The sequence below is a fragment of the Stutzerimonas xanthomarina DSM 18231 genome (assembly GCF_900129835.1).
Lineage (GTDB): Bacteria > Pseudomonadota > Gammaproteobacteria > Pseudomonadales > Pseudomonadaceae > Stutzerimonas > Stutzerimonas xanthomarina.
In genome coordinates this window covers 539,379-556,293 of sequence record NZ_FQXA01000002.1, presented here as the reverse complement: position 1 = coordinate 556,293, position 16,915 = coordinate 539,379, and the positions used below count along the sequence as shown (strand labels likewise).

Below are 16,915 nucleotides of genomic sequence, written 5' to 3'. Positions count from 1 at the left end.
CTGTCAATGTTCAGAATTGTTCATTTTGAACAGTTGGCAACAGCTCGTCCGTCGGTGGGCCGCGTGCTAGAGCGCTGACCATCTGCTGGCACGGATCTCGCTCTGCTTCCTTCACAACAATCAGAAGGGTGCAGCATGTCCCTCACGCTAGAGCACGTCATCAAGACCGTAGACGGCCAACTGCATATCGCTGATGCGAGCCTGAGTTTCGAACCAGGCTCATTCAACGTGCTGATCGGCCGGACCCTGTCCGGCAAGACGTCGCTGATGCGGCTCATGGCGGGCCTCGACAGGCCGACCAACGGGCGAATTCTCATGAATGGCGCGGATGTCACCGGCGTACCGGTGCGCAAGCGCAACGTGTCAATGGTCTATCAGCAGTTCATCAACTACCCAACGCTGACGGTCTTTGAAAATATTGCCTCGCCGCTGCGGCAGGCTGGCGTGGGCAAGACGGATATTGAGCGCAAGGTCCGAGAAACCGCCGAGATGCTGCACATCGAAGGGTTCCTCCAGCGGCATCCATTGGAGCTATCGGGCGGCCAGCAGCAGCGCACTGCGATGGCGCGAGCGCTGGTCAAAGACGCAGATCTAGTTCTGTTCGACGAGCCGCTGGTCAACCTCGACTACAAACTGCGTGAAGAGCTCCGGCAGGAAATGCGCGAGCTGTTCAAGACGCGTCGCAGCATCGCCGTCTACGCGACCACTGAGCCCAACGAGGCGCTTGCATTGGGTGGAACCGCCACGGTGCTGCATGAAGGTCGAGTGATACAAAGCGGGCCGACGTCGGAGGTGTACCACCAGCCTAGCCAGATGCTCAGTGCCGAGCTGTTCTCTGAACCGCCGATCAATCTGCTACCGGGCAGGATTGGCCCTGACGAGGTCAGCTTTCAGGACAGTCTGCATTTCCCGCTGAATGCGGATCTGCGGACTCTGAGCGAAGGCGAGTATCAATTCGGCATTCGTCCGAGCCACATCGGCCTTGTGCCATCCAATGACGACGATCTTGAGGTGTCTGGGATCGTTGAACTCGCGGAAATCAGTGGCTCCGAAACCTTCCTCCACGTGCGCAACGACCACTTCAGTCTGGTGCTGCACCTGCAGGGCCTGCACGACTACGCCGTGGATTCGCCGATACGGGTGTACGTACCGACTCACAAACTGTTTGTGTTCGATGCCACCGGGCAGTTGGCCCAGGCACCGGCTCGACGCGTCTGAGGAGAGCGTCATGGCAGAGATTCGCTTGCAGAACCTGGCCCATAGTTACAGCGCGCAACCACGTGGGGCGGCAGACTATGCCATCCGTGAGATGGATCATGTGTGGGAGCAGGGCGGTGCTTATGCGCTGCTTGGTCCGTCCGGCTGCGGTAAGTCGACCTTGCTCAACATCATCTCAGGCTTGCTGAGCCCATCCGAAGGTCAGGTGCTGTTCGATACGCGCGAGGTGAATCGGCTGACGCCCGAGCAGCGCAACATTGCGCAGGTTTTCCAGTTCCCGGTCGTGTACGACACCATGACCGTCTTCGACAATTTGGCCTTTCCCTTGCGCAACCAGGGCGTGCCGGAAGCGCGAGTCACCAGCAAGGTGCACGAGATTGCCGAGGTGCTCGACCTGCACCCGCTGCTCAAGCGCAAAGCCCGCAATCTGACCGCGGATGAGAAGCAGAAGGTCTCCATGGGGCGCGGGCTGGTAAGGGATGACGTCTCGGCCATCCTTTTTGACGAGCCGCTCACGGTCATCGATCCGCACTTGAAGTGGAAGTTGCGGCGCAAGCTCAAGCAGATCCACGAACAATTCAATATCACGATGATCTACGTCACCCACGATCAGCTGGAGGCCTCGACCTTCGCCGATAAGATCGCCGTGATGCATGGTGGGCAGATCGTCCAGTTTGGTACGCCTCGCGAGCTGTTCGAGCGACCACAGCACACCTTTGTCGGTTTCTTCGTCGGCAGCCCGGGAATGAACCTCATCGAGGTACGCGCCGAGGAGGAGGGCGTCGGCTTTGGTGATCTGCATCTTCCGCTTTCAGGCGCGCAGGCGGCTCGGTTGCCCGAGCTGACAGCGAGCCGCTTGCAAATCGGTATCCGTCCAGAGTTCGTCCAGGTAACCAACGAAGCCACGGCCGGCGGAATGCAGGCCGAGGTGGTGCGGGTGGAGGACCTCGGGACGTTCAAGATCCTGACGCTACGCTTGCAAGGCCACCTGCTGAAGGCGCGCCTGCCGGAGGATCAGGCCGTGCCAAGGGAGCAGGCGTGGGTCACGTTCCCGGCTCAGTGGCTGATGCTGTACGCCGATGATCGGCTGGTGGAGGACCGGCCATGACTAAAGTTCAGAACAATCGCGCCTGGTGGCTCGTACTGCCCGTGTTCCTGCTGGTCGCGTTCAGCGCCATCCTGCCGATGATGACCGTGGTGAACTACTCAGTGCAGGACATTTTCGATTCCTCGACACGCTTCTTCGTGGGCGCTGACTGGTATCGGCAAATCCTTCACGATCCCCGCCTGCACGACTCTCTTCTGCGGCAGTTCATCTTTTCGGGTTGTGTGTTGCTGATTGAGATCCCGCTCGGGATCGCGGTCGCGCTAACGATGCCGACCCGAGGGCGCTGGGCCTCGTTGTGCCTGATCGTGATGGCGATTCCCTTATTGATTCCGTGGAATGTAGTCGGAACGATCTGGCAGATTTTCGGGCGCGCCGACATCGGCCTGCTGGGCTGGAGCTTGCGAGAGCTTGGCGTTGACTACAACTACGCCTCCAACACTCGGGACGCCTGGGTAACGGTGCTGGTGATGGACGTCTGGCATTGGACGTCCCTGGTCGCATTGCTCTGTTACTCGGGCCTGCGCGCCATTCCCGATGCCTATTACCAGGCCGCCCGAATCGACAGGGCTTCGAGCTGGGCGGTGTTCCGCTACATCCAGCTGCCCAAGCTCAAGAGCGTCCTTCTGATCGCCGTGATGTTGCGCTTCATGGACAGCTTCATGATCTACACCGAGCCGTTCGTACTCACCGGCGGCGGGCCGGGCAATGCCACCACCTTCCTTAGCCAGACGCTGACGAAAATGGCGGTAGGCCAGTTCGATCTGGGCCCGGCGGCGGCGTTCTCGTTGATCTACTTCCTGATCATTTTGCTGGTGTCATGGCTGTTCTACACGGCCATGACCCATGGCGACCAGAAATGAAGAGGGCCTGCTAATGAACCTGCGCAAGCGAGTCGTACTGATCCTCTACATCGCCTTTCTGATGGTGCCGATCTACTGGCTGGTCAATATGTCGTTCAAGAGCAACACTGAAATTCTTGGAGGGCTGACGCTATGGCCTCGGGACCTCACGTTTGACAATTACAAGGTGATCTTTACCGATCGCAGTTGGTACAGCGGCTACATCAACTCGCTGTATTACGTATGCCTGAACACGATCATCTCGCTGACGGTGGCACTGCCTGCGGCTTATGCCTTTTCCCGCTTTCGCTTCCTCGGCGACAAGCACCTGTTTTTCTGGCTGCTGACCAATCGGATGGCGCCGCCAGCAGTCTTTCTGCTGCCGTTTTTTCAGCTGTATTCGTCGATCGGACTTTTCGACACGCACATTGCGGTGGCATTGGCGCATTGCCTGTTCAACGTGCCGCTCGCGGTATGGATTCTGGAAGGCTTCATGTCCGGCGTACCCAAGGAAATCGACGAGACGGCGTACATCGACGGCTACAGTTTTCCCAAGTTCTTCGTGAAGATTTTCATCCCGCTGATCGGTTCGGGCATCGGCGTGACAGCCTTCTTCTGCTTCATGTTTTCCTGGGTCGAGCTCCTGCTGGCACGCACGCTGACGTCGGTGGATGCAAAACCCATCGTTTCAGTAATGACGCGCACCGTGTCCGCTTCCGGCATTGACTGGGGCGTCCTGGCAGCTGCCGGCGTGCTGACTATTCTTCCGGGCATGCTGGTGATCTGGTTCGTCCGCAATCACGTTGCCAAGGGCTTCGCCCTGGGCCGGGTATAGAGGAACGCTCATGAACTGGATGGCCTGGACGACCCCCACGGCGGCTTTTTTTGCGGTGATTGGCGTGATGCTGGCACTTATGAGCGCATGGGAGCTAAGACGTCCCTGTGCGCCTCGAAAAGGCTTTTTACCTATCGTCACCACTCGGGGCGATCGATTGTTCATTGGACTTCTGGGCAGCGCCTATTGGCATCTCCTGCTGATAGGCCTGACCGACTGGAGCATCTGGATAGCGACCGCGCTATCTCTCGTCTGGTTGTTTGCAGTGATGCGCTGGGGTTGAGCCTGAGGGCTGATCCTTACGAAAAACCCAAAGGAGGTGTGTATGTTCGAGAATAAAAACAACACCCGACATGGCATGGCGCTCACAGCCTTGCTGACGTTGTCCGGCTTGGCAGGAACGGCATGGGCTGATGCCTACGAAGACGCCGCAAAGAAATGGATCGAGTCGGAATTCAATCCCTCAACGCTGTCACCGGAGCAGCAGATGGAGGAGTTGCGCTGGTTTATCAAGGCTGCTGAGCCGTTCCGCGGGATGGAGATCAACGTCGCATCCGAAACCATCACCACCCACGAGTATGAATCGAAGACGCTCGCTCGGGCGTTCAGTGAGATCACTGGCATCAAGCTGCGGCATGACCTGATGCAGGAAGGCGATGTCGTCGAGAAGCTGCAAACGCAGATGCAATCCGGCAAGAACATTTATGACGGCTACATCAATGACTCGGATCTGATCGGCACGCATTTTCGTTATGGAAAAGCGGTTGCGATCAGCGACATGATCGAAGGCGAAGCCAAGGATTACACGCTGCCGACACTCGATCTGGATGACTTCATTGGGATCTCCTTCACCACGGGGCCTGACGGCAAGATCTATCAGCTGCCTGTGCAGCAGTTCGCGAACCTCTACTGGTTTCGTGCCGACTGGTTTGAACGGCCAGAGCTGAAACAGCAATTCAAAGAGCGTTACGGCTACGAGCTTGGCGTGCCGGTGAACTGGTCCGCCTATGAAGACATCGCTGAATTCTTCAGCAAGCACGTGAAAGAAATAGATGGCCAACGCGTCTACGGCCACATGGACTATGGCAAGAAGGACCCTTCGCTCGGCTGGCGTTTCACCGATGCCTGGTTTTCCATGGCCGGCGCGGGAGACAAGGGGCTGCCAAACGGTTTGCCGGTTGACGAGTGGGGCATCCGCGTCGAGGACTGCCATCCGGTAGGTTCAAGCGTCGCCCGCGGTGGCGCCACCAATGGTCCTGCCGCGGTGTACGCCACGCAGAAGTACGTCGATTGGATGCGCGAATATGCACCCCGTGAGGCGCAGGGCATGACGTTCTCCGAGTCAGGCCCGGTTCCCGCTCAGGGCAACATTGCACAGCAGATCTTCTGGTACACCGCCTTTACTGCCGACATGACCAAGCCGGGCCTGCCGGTCGTCAATGAGGACGGCACGCCGAAGTGGCGGATGGCGCCGTCGCCAAAAGGGCCATATTGGGAGGAGGGCATGAAACTGGGCTATCAGGATGCGGGTTCCTGGACCTTCCTCAACTCGACTCCTGAAAAGCGCCGTCTGGCTGCCTGGCTTTACGCGCAATTCACCGTGGCGAAAACCGTGTCGTTGAAAAAGACGCTGGTGGGGCTGACGCCGATCCGTGAGTCAGACATCAACTCAGATGCCATGACCGAGGTAGCGCCAAAACTGGGCGGTCTGGTGGAGTTCTATCGCAGCCCGGCGCGGGTGCAGTGGACGCCGACCGGAACCAATGTGCCGGACTATCCACGTCTGGCGCAGCTCTGGTGGCAGTACATCGCCGAAGCGGCCAGTGGTGACAAAACACCTCAGGAGGCGCTGGACGGGCTCGCCGAAGCACAGGACACGATGATGGCTCGGCTCGAGAGAGCCAATGTGCAACCAAAATGTGGGCCAAAGCTGAACGAGCCGCGTGACCCGGAATACTGGCTGAGCCAGCCCGGTGCGCCGAAGCCCAAACTGGAAAATGAAAAGCCACAGGGCCAGACAGTCAGCTATAGCGAACTGATCAAATCCTGGGAGCAGGCGCGGTAGTCGGACTGCGCTGAGTAAAACAAAACGGCACCCGCGGGTGCCGTTTTAATGTGTCCGTTGCCTCCGCTTCAGGCGCTGCGCGCCTCAACCATGGAGGTGCTCAGCTGCATGCAATGTGTTTTCCAGCAGACAGGCGCGTGTCATTGGACCTACACCACCCGGTACGGGGGTAATCCAACTGGCGCGTTGCACCGCCACATCGAACTCAACATCACCGACCAGCTTGCCGTCGGCTTGGCGATTGATGCCCACATCGATGACGATGGCGCCTTCCTTGATCCACTCTCCTTTGACCAAACCGGTGATCCCCGTCGCGACCACGATCAGGTCGGCGCGTTTGACGTGATCAGCCAAGTCGTGGGTGAATCGGTGAGTGACGGTAGTCGTGCAGCCTGCCAGCAATAGCTCGAGCGCCATGGGCCTGCCGACGATGTTGGACGCACCTACCACCACCGCGTTGAGGCCATGCAGATCGACCCCGGTGCTGTCCAGTAGGGCCATGATGCCTTTAGGTGTGCATGGGCGCAGCAACGGCATCCGTTGGGCGAGCCGACCGATGTTGTAGGGGTGGAAGCCATCCACGTCCTTGTCAGGGCGGATGTGTTCGAGCAGTTGCGATGCGTCCAGATGCTTAGGCAACGGGAGTTGCACAAGAATGCCGTCGATCGAAGGGTCATCATTAAGCTGATCGATCAATCCCAGCAATTCATCCTGGCTGGTCGAAGCGGGCAGATCATGCGCGGTGGACTTGAACCCCACTTCCTCGCAATCCTTGCGCTTGTGCGCCACATAGACCTGAGAAGCTGGGTCCATGCCTACGAGGATCACTGCCAGGCCAGGCACTCGTAAACCTTGCTTGGATCGCTCGGCAACTCGGCCGGCGATTTGCTGGCGGACATTGGAAGCGATCTGTTTACCGTCGATCAGTTTTGCGGTCATGACGCGTGATTAACCATCGAGAAGGACTGAAAAAGGACGCGCATTCTCGCACGGCGGCACCGTTCGGCAAAGGCGACACGGTGGGGGATTCCCGTAACCCCTTTACCAGACTGAATTTTTTTCGGTTTAGCTGTTGACGAGGTAAAGCCAGGCCATTAAGATTCGCCCCGCTTGTCGAGCACAGCTTGCTGCTGGGTAAGACGGCTTTTGAAGGTCTATCCTTCACTGGCCGGAGCTTGAAGTCTGCGCTCAATCGAATGCAGATATAAAGCGCCCGTAGCTCAGTTGGATAGAGCATCCGCCTTCTAAGCGGATGGTCGCAGGTTCGAGTCCTGCCGGGTGCGCCATTCCGGTTGGAACAAGCAAAGCAATATGGTGGGCGTAGCTCAGTTGGTAGAGCACAGGATTGTGGCTCCTGCGGTCGTGGGTTCGAACCCCATCGTCCACCCCATATTCCGGAACGCCAGGCACTGCCTGGCGTTTTCGTTTAGAAGTTTGCGGACGTGGTGAAATTGGTAGACACACCAGATTTAGGTTCTGGCGCCGCAAGGTGTGAGAGTTCGAGTCTCTCCGTCCGCACCATCTAAAACGCTGAAAGCCCCGTTAATCGGGGCTTTCGCGTATCTGGAAACTGACAACAGCGGCGCTTCTCTGTGTATCCGCGCGAGCCATTGCGTGCTATGCCGAGCTAGCATCCGTTGCGTTGCTATAGGCCGAACAACCTTTCGTCTGCGGTACTCCGAATATCTGCATAGACGGTCAATTCTGCACGCGAGCTGGCCAGACGCTTGGCAGCCGCCAGCTGGCTCTGGAGTTTTGACGGAACGTCGCAGGCGAAAGAGCGAGCATCCGTCTGACTGACGGAGCATTTCCAGGGGCGAGCCACCCAAGATTGACCTTCCAGCCCAGCGATAGCTTTTTCCAGGTCTATGAACCGCTGACGTGTTGTTCAGCGTTGCAGTATGCGCAGACCGCGACAGCGAAAGTGGCTCAGCTTGCTATGGCTGTAAGCGTTGCGGTCGAGTAGCAGCCAGCAGCACATGCTCGCACTAAGTCAGGAGTGAATCGGGTCCGTACCTACAAGTGCGATTCTGTCTAAAAAAAATATTGACAAGAATTGTTATGCACATGCTGGTGCGAGCTTTGCTATCGAACTCCGAACCGTTTAGGTTGTTAGGATTGCTTATTTTAAGCTATTGAATTTAAATCGTTTTTTAGTAATGGATAAAAACTCGGCGATCTGTGGCAAGCCCCGCCAGCCGGGCGTTTGAGCGAGTCATCCCTAATGTATTCACAGTTTTATCCACAGCTTTGGTGGATAACTGCGTGCAGGCCAAGCGCGGCGGGGCTTCCACGGCTTCGCTGGATGGTCCTGATGTTTATGACAGGAATTCAATCGTAGAAAAGCCGTCTGTAGGAATTGGGTGACCGGTGCTCTTTGACGCAGTGAGAGGTGCTGGATTGGGCGTGATCTCGTCGTTTAAAGGACGTCCCGCGCTTTGCCGCGATATACCCGCAGCACGTCAGCCATCACCGACAGGGCTATTTCAGCCGGTGTCTTGCTGCCGAGGTTCAGTCCGATAGGCATATGGATGCGCTTGATTTGCTCATCGGTAAGCCCGCCGACGCGATGCAGTCGCTCGGCCCGCTTGGCTGATGTCTGTCGCGAACCCATGGCGCCGATATAGAACGCCGGGGTTCGTACCGCTTCCATCAGCGCGAGGTCATCGATGCGCGGATCATGTGTCAGCGCGACCACGGCGGTGGCCTCGTGGCACGCGCCGGACGCAATAAACACGGAGGGTAATATTGGTTGCACTTCGATGCCGTCGATCAGCATGCCCTGCATTTCTTCGCGCGGATCACAAGCTATAACTTCACAACCCAGCGCTCGGGCGAATCCAGCGCACGCCCGTGCAACTGGCGATACGCCCGCAAGCAGCAGCCGAAGCGCGGGGCCGATGCGAATATCCACCTGTTCATCCCTGAGGCAGGTCTGCTCACCGCCTTGGTCGGCCAGCAGTTCGGCGGTGCCGGTCGTCAGGTCTACCCGCCGCAGCAAGCGCTTCTGGCCTTGTAGGGTTGCCTGCAGCATAAGCAGATGGCCGCGCCATGTTGCGCTCGGTGCGTGGTGCTCTACCAGCACCTGCAGGATGCCGCCGCACGGCAGCCGTAGGCGACGCCGGTCGTCATCGGTTTCGCCGTAGCGCACGATTTGCACCGGCGCTTGCAGCTCGCCTTGCGCCAGGCTGGCGAGAAACTCCTCCTCGACGCACCCGCCTGACAACGAGCCTGCATATGCACCATCGGCTCGGGCAACGAGGAGCGCGCCGGGCGCGCGCGGCGCCGATCCATAGGTCGATAATACGGTGCAAAACCATACGTCATGTCCGTCCGCTACCCATTGAAGCGCCTGATCGATCACCTGCAGATCAAGGTGTTGCATATCTGTCCCCCTGGCGAATCGGCGAGACTGGGCCGCCCGTTATGGATCGGACCAGCCCGAAGCGCGTTCTGCTGCATGGGGGCTGCGTTGTACCTTGCTGGCATGCGTTCAGGGAGAGGACGTGCCGCTCGGTCTGCAAAGTCGCTGCTGGCAGACGATGGTGTTCAAATTGCGCCGATCGAGCTGACACTCGAGATGCAACCGTTCCAGACCATCTCATAACGTGCGCCTTGGATGATCGAAGTCACAGGCTTTGGCGTCATCAGCGCCCAGCAATGTTGGCCTGCCTTGCGTACAGAGTGATAACGCAAACCCGGCTTTCGGCCTTCTCTCAGCAGTCGCCCGAGACGACGGCCGCTCGAGTAGTCGTCAGGGTCGTAGAGTGGATCCGTCATCGGGATGGGTATTGCATCGAGCATCCCGGCTTCACTGAAGCGGCACGACAAGCCTCGGAAGACAAAACGCTCATAGTTCAGTCCAATCACCCTGGACCAGTAGCGGTCCTGGTGATAGCTGACTTCGGCAAGCGCGGTATCCATCGTGCTGGCCAGATAAAGCACGCCAAAACTGCCATCGCTGAAACGCGACCCCGCAGGGTTAATGTGCGTAAACGGAGCGGTGGCGTATGAGCAGCCTGGTATTCCGAAGGGGATCTCAGTGCGCGAAATCAACTCCAGATGTCCAGTCTCGTTGCGCAGTCGTGGATTGGTCAGGGCTTGTAGCTGATAGAGCGTTTCGAACTCGTCGGCATCGGCGACGTCATCGAACAAGGCGATAGGCGGAAACTTCGAGTTTACCAGTCGATAGGCCTGTTGTTGAGCATCAGCCAGCTCCGGAAGCTGGTTCGGATTTACCACTGAGCGCCTCGTAGGCTGTCGATACGACGGAATGATTCATACAAGGAAACCATGTCACCTTGAGCCATGATTTCCAGCGGCGAGCGCCCATTGAAGAATTCGTTATGGTTGGCCATCGCAGCGAATCCGTACACGTTCTCCGGATTGTCGAAAACCAGCCGAAGTGCGGCATGAATGTTCAGAACGAAGCTAATGCGTTGCATCTGGTCCGGGTCGAGATTGACCGACCAACTGGCGTCACCCGACTTGGCTCGATTATGGGTGCTACGTGAAATCCGAAGAATAGTGCAGGCCTGGTCGGTGGTTGCCTGCCATTTCTCCAGAATGCTCACCGCAGCCCTTAGACCGGTTGCGCACTGGTCTTTCGTAAATGCCTGTGCCTGAAGAATTGCTGCCATGGCTAACCTGCTTGTCTCGAGTCTGTGGAAACAAAAGTAGCACATGTTGTATCTGCAGACAAAGCGATGGCCGTCTTTTCATGCCGGAATACCTGGCGCAGCAGGAACGGTCAGGCCTTTTTCATGGACCAATAGGCCGGCTTGAACAGATCCCGCTCGCCGAGCAGTACTACGCCCACAGCGAAGGCGCAGAGTACTAGCGCTATGTACAGGCACAGCTGGAGCAAGCCATGCGGTGCGGGTAGCCAATGCAGCGCAGTAGCCACTGCCACGGCCGTGGCAACCCAGCGTAGAAGAACGGCAGGTGCCAGGCCTGCAGGGGAGGCGCGATAGACGTACAGGCCCATGAACAGCGCTTGCAAGGCGGCGCCGCTCGAGAACGCGAATGCCAGGCCCTCTGCACCGTAGGTTCGATACAGCAACGCGTCGAGGCTAACCGTCATTGCCGAACTGATCAGTGTGATGACCAAAAACAGGCGTGCCTGCTGCTGAGCAAGAAGGACTCGTCCCCACAGCAGGGCCAGACCCATCGCCGGAAGCCCCAAGGCATACAGAACTACCAGCGATGCCGTTGCGTCGCTTTGCGTTGCGCCGAACTGGCCGCGCTCCAGCAAAACGGAGACCACGGTTTGAGGAAACGAACAGAGCACCACTGTGGCCGGAACGAGGAAAAACAGAGTCGCCAACAGGCCCTTGCGAACCATCGTGGCGTGGCCACTGAGATCGTCCTGCGTCCAGCTCGATACGAAGCGGGGAAACAATACAGACAGTACTGACAACGCGTACAGCGTGAGCGGAATGGTGACGATGCGGAACGCAAACGACAGCATGGTGATACTGCCTTCGTCCAGATAGGACGCGAAGATCCGCTCGGCCAGAATACAGCCCTGTTGCGCCCCCGCTGCGAGCAGCACCGGGGCGAACGCCAGCCCGAAACCGCCACCCTGTTCGTCGGAATCGGCGCGATGAGCCTCGCCTCTCAGATACGCGATGCGCCGGTGTTGAACCACAATCAGCGCCAGTTGGGGGAGCAGCATGCCGATGAAAATCACCATCCCGGTGGGCTGAAACAGCAAGATGCCGATGATGGCCCCTGCGTTGAGCAGCACGGTGCGGGTCATCGGCAGGATGAACACTTCATCCATGTTGAGCAGCGCACCCTGGCAATAGAGCACGGCCTGTACCGCCACTAGCGCCGCGCCAAAGCAAAACACGACCTGACCGGCATCGATCTGCGCATCGGTCCAGCCCGGCGCAAGCAGGTTGAGGAACCAGTAGCTGCCGACGATTGCAATGGCGCTGACCGCTGTGCCTGCGAGCATGACCCGCCAGTAAAGCCAGCGGCTCACCGTTTCGAAAAGTGCTTCCGACTTGCCACGCAATTTTTGCAGGTACGGAATCATGGCGTCGCGCAAGGCGAGGCCGAGGAAGTTCTCGAAGAACATCGGCAGGATCAGCGCGACGAAGATAAGGTCCGCTTCCCAGCTCAGGCCGAAGGCGTTGGCGATGAACAGGTCGCGTAGGAAACCGAGTAGAAAGCTGGCAACAGTTAACGCCAGGATGACCAGTGATGCGTTCATTCCTTGATCCTGTGCAGGCCATTATCGGACGGCCTGGAAAAATACGGCATAACTCATCGAGCACGGGGTTATTCCGCTGAGCCACGTCTGGCAGCATCCCAGCGAACGCTACATAGACTGGATAGCTCAAGCATGGTTCCTGCGCCGGGATGGAGCGTTTTGCCATCAGTTCGCGTTGTGACAAAGGCGGATACGTAAAAATGCCGTAAATCCCCTTTGCGAGCGGAGCGCGACTGCTTATGGTTCACGCTCATTTTCAGGCGAACCCAGTTCATGTCCGAGGCAAACACTTCTTCCGCCGGCTCCGTTCGGCGCTGGTTGATCATCGGCGGCGTCGTTGTTGTGATTGCGCTATTGCTTTGGTGGCTATGGCCAACCGAGGCCGAGACGCCGTCCCAGCGAGAGGGTGGGCGGCCGGCTTTCGGCGCGTTTGGCGGCCCAACGCCGGTGCGAGTCGCATCGGTCGAGCAAGGGACGTTCGAGGTCTTTGCCAAGGCGCTCGGCACCGTCACGCCGCTAAACACCGTGAATGTGCGCAGTCGCGTGGCTGGTGAGCTGGTCGAGGTACGCTTCGAAGAAGGCCAGCGGGTCACGGCCGGCGATCTGCTGGCGGTCATCGATCCGCGCCCCTACGAGGTGGCGTTGCAGCAGGCAGAAGGCACCCTGCAGCAGAACCGCGCGCTGCTGCAGAATGCCCAGCTGGACCTAAAGCGCTACCAAGGTCTGTTCGCCGACGACAGCATTGCCAAGCAGACCCTGGACACCCAGCAGGCGCTGGTCAACCAGTATCAAGGCACACTGGCGGCCAACCAGGCGGCGGTCAATGAGGCCAAGCTGAACCTGCAATTCACACAGATCCGAGCGCCAATTGACGGACGCGTCGGCCTGCGCCAGCTTGACCAAGGCAATCTGGTCGCAGCCAACGACACCACACCCTTGGTCGTCATCACCCAGACTCAACCCATGGCAATCAGCTTTACCTTGCCTGAAGGGGAGTTGCCGCCGGTCATCGCCCGCTTTCGTCGCGGTGACGAACTCTCGGTACAAGCCTGGGATCGCGGCGAGCGGGTGCTGTTCGGCGAAGGGGTGCTGGAAAGCCTCGACAACCTGATCGACACGACCACTGGCACGTTAAAAATGAAGGCCCGCTTCGACAACGAGGCGGAGCTGCTAATACCCAATCAATTCGTTAACGTTCGCCTGCGCGTGGAAACCCTCGATGATGCGGTGCTGATTCCTTCTGCAGCACTGCAGTTCGGCTCGCGTGGCAACTACGCCTATGTCGTTGGCGAAGACTCGAAGGTCGAGTTGCGGGTGCTTGAGGTCGGCCCTAGCAATGGCGAAAAGACCGTCATCAACAAAGGGCTAAGCATCGGGGAGCGGATCGTCATGGAAGGCACCGATCGCCTGCGTGACGGCAGCGAAGTCGAAGTGGTGGATCGCCAGACGCTCGCCGAAGAAGCGGCCGCGAATCCGAAAGTCGATACCCAGAGCGCCAAGGAGCGTCCAGCGCGATGAATATGTCGCGGCTGTTCATTCTTCGGCCGGTGGCAACCACCCTGACGATGATCGCGATTCTGCTGGCCGGTCTCATTGCCTACCGCATGCTGCCGGTTTCGGCGCTGCCTCAGGTGGATTACCCGACCATTCGGGTGATGACGCTGTACCCCGGCGCCAGCCCTGAGGTGATGACCAGTGCAGTGACCGCGCCGCTGGAGCGGCAGTTCGGTCAGATGCCCGGCCTGACCCAGATGTCCTCGACCAGCTCCGGTGGCGCTTCGGTGATCACCTTACGTTTCTCGCTCGAAGTCGAGCTGGACGTAGCTGAGCAGGAAGTCCAGGCGGCCATCAACGCTGGAAGCAATCTGCTGCCAAACGACCTACCGGCGCCGCCCGTATACAACAAGGTCAACCCGGCGGACACACCGGTGATGACCCTGGCGATTACCTCGGAAAGTCTCGCACTGCCCGAGCTTCATGATCTGGTCGATACGCGCATGGCGCAAAAACTTGCGCAGATCAGCGGCGTAGGCATGGTCAGTATCGCCGGCGGCCAACGCCCAGCCGTGCGCATCCGCGTCAATCCAGAGGCGTTGGCGTCCTACGGATTGTCACTGGCCGATGTCCGCACACTGGTAACCAGCTCCAACGTCAACCAGCCCAAGGGCAATTTCGACGGTCCGACGCGCGTCTCGATGCTCGATGCCAACGATCAGTTGAAGACCCCGGAGGAATACGCCGAACTCATACTGGCGTACGAGGACAGTGCAACGTTGCGTTTGAAGGATGTTGCCGACATTGCCGATGGCGCTGAGAACGAACGTCTTGCCGCCTGGGCCAATGAAAGCCAGGCCGTGCTGCTGAATATCCAGCGTCAGCCAGGCGCCAATGTGATCGAGGTGGTCGAGCGCATTCAGGCGCTGCTTCCCGAGGTCACCGCGAGTATGCCAGCCGGTCTAGACGTGGTGGTGCTCACCGACCGTACCCAGACCATCCGCGCCGCTATCACCGATGTGCAGCATGAGCTGCTGATGGCCACCGTTCTCGTTGTGATGGTCACCTTCGTTTTTCTTAAACGACTCTCGGCGACAATTATCCCTTCCATCGCGGTGCCGCTGTCGCTGATTGGTACCTTTGCCGTGATGCATCTCGCCGGGTTCTCGCTGAACAACCTGACCTTGATGGCACTGACCATTGCGACCGGCTTCGTTGTCGACGATGCCATCGTCATGCTCGAAAACATCGCCCGCCACGTGGAGGAGGGCGAAACGCCCCTGCAGGCCGCTCTCAAGGGCGCTAAGCAAATCGGGTTCACACTGATCTCTTTGACGCTATCGCTGATCGCTGTCCTCATTCCTCTGCTGTTCATGCAGGACGTGGTGGGGCGTCTGTTCCGCGAGTTCGCCATTACACTCGCTGTCGCCATCATGATCTCGCTGGTGGTGTCCCTGACGTTGACACCTATGATGTGCGCCAAGCTGCTCAAGCCTGCGGCAGCGGAAAAATCCAAGCCGGACTGGGTCGAGCGATTGATCGGCGGCTACGCGCGTTGGCTGACGTGGGTGCTGGGTCACCAGACGCTGACCCTTCTGGTTGCCGTGGTGACACTGGGATTGACGGTCGTGCTGTACCTCGCCGTACCGAAAGGCTTCTTCCCGGTACAGGACACTGGGGTGATTCAGGGCATCAGTGAAGCGCCGCAATCAATTTCCTTCCGTGCGATGAGCGAGCGTCAGCAGTCTCTGTCCCGCGTGATCCTGGCCGACCCGGCAGTGGCCAGCCTGTCGTCCTATATCGGGGTCGATGGCGACAACGTGACCCTCAACAGCGGTCGCATGCTGATCAATCTCAAACCTCACGCTGAGCGTGATGTCACCGCAAGCCAGGTCATCGACCGGCTGCGTCCGGAATTGGCGAAACTGCCAGGCATCGACCTGTACATGCAGCCGGTGCAGGATCTCTCCATCGAGGATCGGGTCAGCCGTACGCAGTTCCAGTTCAGCCTCGAATCCCCGGACGGCGCACTGCTGCAGGAATGGACGCCGCGTCTGGTCGCGGCGCTGCGCGAACGCCCAGAGTTGACCGATGTCGCCAGCGATCTGCAAAGCGATGGCCTGCAGATTTTCCTGGATATCGACCGTGATGCTGCGGCGCGGCTGGGGATCGAGATATCGGCTATCACCGATGCGCTGTATGACGCGTTCGGTCAACGCCAGATCTCGACCATCTTCACTCAGGCCAGCCAGTACCGTGTGGTGATCGAGGCGGAGGCCGGGGGGCATCTTGGGGCGAAGGCGCTGGAACAGCTGTTTGTGCAGAGCGAGGGCGGCACACCGGTAAGACTGTCGAGCTTGGCGACGCTTGAGCAGCGCAGCGCGCCGCTGTTGATCAACCACATCGGTCAGTTTCCGGCCGTGACGCTGTCATTCAATCTGGCCGACGGTGTGTCGCTCGGAGAAGCGGTGGAAGTCATCGAAGGGGTCGAGGCCGAGATCGGGTTGCCGGCCGGAATCCAGAGTCGTTTCCAGGGCGCCGCCGAGGCATTCCGCGCGTCGCTGTCGAGCACCTTGCTGCTTATCCTGGCGGCGGTAGTGACCATGTACATCGTGCTCGGTGTGCTCTATGAGAGCTATATCCATCCAATCACCATTCTCTCGACGCTGCCATCGGCTGCCGTCGGCGCCTTGCTCGCGCTGCTGCTGACCGGCAACGATCTGGGATTGATCGCCATCATCGGCATCATCCTGCTGATCGGCATCGTCAAGAAGAACGCGATCATGATGATCGACTTCGCCCTCGAGGCCGAACGTCACCAGGGTATGAGCCCGCGTGATGCGATCTATCGGGCCGCGCTGTTGCGCTTCCGCCCGATTTTGATGACCACCCTGGCTGCGCTGTTCGGCGCGGTACCCCTGATGCTGGCGTCCGGCTCGGGTGCCGAACTGCGCCAACCGCTGGGCCTGGTGTTGGTCGGTGGCCTGCTGCTCAGCCAGCTGCTGACGCTGTTTACCACGCCGGTGATCTATCTGTTTTTCGATCGTCTCGGCAATCGCTTTGCCCGTAAGGGCACGACAGGTCAAGAGGCGAGCGCATGACCACGGCCGTTCGTCGGATGGGTGCTACCTATCAG

At 59.0% G+C, this 16,915-nt stretch carries 13 protein-coding genes and 3 tRNA genes; 11 read left to right on the top strand and 5 right to left on the bottom strand.

Annotated elements, in window-relative coordinates:
- Nucleotides 1-135: 135 nt before the first annotated feature.
- Genes BUE09_RS06885 through BUE09_RS06860 form a run of 6 tightly spaced genes read left to right on the top strand, consistent with a single transcriptional unit; the run spans nucleotide 136 to nucleotide 6,065 of the window.
- The gene (locus BUE09_RS06885; RefSeq protein WP_073299944.1) at nucleotides 136-1,218 is read left to right on the top strand and encodes an ABC transporter ATP-binding protein; all 1,083 of its coding nucleotides are present in this window, start codon (nucleotides 136-138) and stop codon (nucleotides 1,216-1,218) included.
- A 10-nt stretch (nucleotides 1,219-1,228) separates the two neighbouring features.
- On the top strand, nucleotides 1,229-2,326 hold the full coding sequence (locus tag BUE09_RS06880) for an ABC transporter ATP-binding protein (RefSeq protein WP_073299943.1): 1,098 nt from the start codon (nucleotides 1,229-1,231) through the stop codon (nucleotides 2,324-2,326).
- Nucleotides 2,323-3,186, top strand: coding sequence for a carbohydrate ABC transporter permease (locus BUE09_RS06875; RefSeq protein ID WP_073299942.1), 864 nt, complete (start codon nucleotides 2,323-2,325; stop codon nucleotides 3,184-3,186). Before BUE09_RS06880 ends, BUE09_RS06875 begins: the two co-directional genes overlap by 4 nt.
- 13 nt (nucleotides 3,187-3,199) lie before the next feature.
- Entirely contained in the window at nucleotides 3,200-4,000 is an 801-nt protein-coding gene (locus BUE09_RS06870; protein WP_073299941.1) for a carbohydrate ABC transporter permease, read from the top strand.
- Between the two features lie 10 nt (nucleotides 4,001-4,010).
- The gene (locus BUE09_RS06865; RefSeq protein ID WP_073299940.1) at nucleotides 4,011-4,283 is read left to right on the top strand and encodes a DUF2160 domain-containing protein; all 273 of its coding nucleotides are present in this window, start codon (nucleotides 4,011-4,013) and stop codon (nucleotides 4,281-4,283) included.
- 42 nt (nucleotides 4,284-4,325) lie between these two features.
- Complete coding sequence (locus tag BUE09_RS06860; RefSeq protein WP_073299939.1) at nucleotides 4,326-6,065, top strand: ABC transporter substrate-binding protein; 1,740 nt, start codon at nucleotides 4,326-4,328, stop codon at nucleotides 6,063-6,065.
- 84 nt (nucleotides 6,066-6,149) lie between these two features.
- Here the strand turns inward: BUE09_RS06860 and folD are convergent, their stop codons facing one another.
- Nucleotides 6,150-7,004, bottom strand: a complete 855-nt coding sequence (gene folD, locus BUE09_RS06855) for a bifunctional methylenetetrahydrofolate dehydrogenase/methenyltetrahydrofolate cyclohydrolase FolD (protein ID WP_073299938.1) — start codon at nucleotides 7,002-7,004, stop codon at nucleotides 6,150-6,152.
- Between the two features lie 270 nt (nucleotides 7,005-7,274).
- Between folD and BUE09_RS06850 the strand changes: the two genes are divergently transcribed.
- The 3 genes from BUE09_RS06850 (at nucleotide 7,275) to BUE09_RS06840 (ending at nucleotide 7,586) form a co-directional block, all read left to right on the top strand.
- Nucleotides 7,275-7,351: transfer RNA gene (locus BUE09_RS06850), tRNA-Arg, on the top strand.
- 28 nt (nucleotides 7,352-7,379) lie between these two features.
- Nucleotides 7,380-7,455: transfer RNA gene (locus tag BUE09_RS06845), tRNA-His, on the top strand.
- A 46-nt stretch (nucleotides 7,456-7,501) separates the two neighbouring features.
- Nucleotides 7,502-7,586, top strand: a tRNA-Leu gene (locus tag BUE09_RS06840).
- A gap of 898 nt (nucleotides 7,587-8,484) precedes the next feature.
- Here BUE09_RS06840 and BUE09_RS06835 read toward each other — a convergent pair.
- The 4 genes from BUE09_RS06835 to murJ all read right to left on the bottom strand — a co-directional run bounded on the left by BUE09_RS06835 (nucleotide 8,485) and on the right by murJ (nucleotide 12,285).
- A complete protein-coding gene (locus BUE09_RS06835; protein WP_073299937.1) occupies nucleotides 8,485-9,450 on the bottom strand; it encodes an XdhC family protein in 966 nt (321 codons plus the stop codon).
- A gap of 164 nt (nucleotides 9,451-9,614) precedes the next feature.
- Nucleotides 9,615-10,307: an RES family NAD+ phosphorylase gene (locus BUE09_RS06830; RefSeq protein WP_073299936.1), complete on the bottom strand. Its 693-nt coding sequence runs from the start codon at nucleotides 10,305-10,307 to the stop codon at nucleotides 9,615-9,617.
- Nucleotides 10,301-10,705, bottom strand: a complete 405-nt coding sequence (locus BUE09_RS06825) for a hypothetical protein (protein WP_073299935.1) — start codon at nucleotides 10,703-10,705, stop codon at nucleotides 10,301-10,303. The genes BUE09_RS06830 and BUE09_RS06825 overlap by 7 nt, the downstream gene beginning before the upstream one ends.
- A gap of 110 nt (nucleotides 10,706-10,815) precedes the next feature.
- Nucleotides 10,816-12,285: a murein biosynthesis integral membrane protein MurJ gene (murJ, locus tag BUE09_RS06820; protein WP_073299934.1), complete on the bottom strand. Its 1,470-nt coding sequence runs from the start codon at nucleotides 12,283-12,285 to the stop codon at nucleotides 10,816-10,818.
- A 273-nt stretch (nucleotides 12,286-12,558) separates the two neighbouring features.
- On the opposite strand from murJ, the gene BUE09_RS06815 reads away from it, so the two are divergent.
- Together BUE09_RS06815 and BUE09_RS06810 are read left to right on the top strand one after the other, a co-directional pair.
- Nucleotides 12,559-13,803 (top strand): MdtA/MuxA family multidrug efflux RND transporter periplasmic adaptor subunit, encoded by a 1,245-nt coding sequence (locus BUE09_RS06815; protein ID WP_073299933.1) that lies wholly within the window; start codon nucleotides 12,559-12,561, stop codon nucleotides 13,801-13,803.
- The gene (locus BUE09_RS06810; RefSeq protein WP_073299932.1) at nucleotides 13,800-16,880 is read left to right on the top strand and encodes an MdtB/MuxB family multidrug efflux RND transporter permease subunit; all 3,081 of its coding nucleotides are present in this window, start codon (nucleotides 13,800-13,802) and stop codon (nucleotides 16,878-16,880) included. Before BUE09_RS06815 ends, BUE09_RS06810 begins: the two co-directional genes overlap by 4 nt.
- Nucleotides 16,881-16,915 lie beyond the last annotated feature (35 nt).